Below are 357 nucleotides of genomic sequence, written 5' to 3'. Positions count from 1 at the left end.
GGTTGAAGCCAAGCTTCACGATGTGGGCAGACCGTCTGCGCGACGACACCGATATCGGTGCGCTCAACGCGATCCGTGCACGCGCCAAGTTCACGCGCCGTGAGGTTCGCTACCTAGCCTCGATTCTGCAAGATAAGCCGAAGACTAGCGCTCGTCTTGCTGAGCGCATCGCGCGCTACAGCGCTAGGAAGTAATTAACACGGAGTCCTACTGATGTACATAGACCTTCCGAAAGACCGCATTGGAAACATTCACGACAACCAGAAGTATGAACGTGAGAAAGAACGCCTTCGCGGTGATCGCTGTGGCTACGAAATTCCGAAAACAGGAAGCGTTGAGGATGTCACCAAAAGGTTG

At 54.1% G+C, this 357-nt stretch carries 1 protein-coding gene; it reads left to right on the top strand.

All coding sequences use genetic code 11. From position 1 onward, the window contains the following. A partial coding sequence (locus AC1RPG_RS08440) for a hypothetical protein (protein WP_481762540.1) occupies positions 1-194 on the top strand: 194 nt, incomplete at its 5' end. Between the last annotated feature and the right edge of the window lie 163 nt (positions 195-357).

This window comes from Dellaglioa sp. CoH-57-MRSF-18 (genome assembly GCF_056781995.1).
Note: the sequence above shows the minus strand (reverse complement) of the source record. Positions and strands in the feature narration are given on the sequence as shown.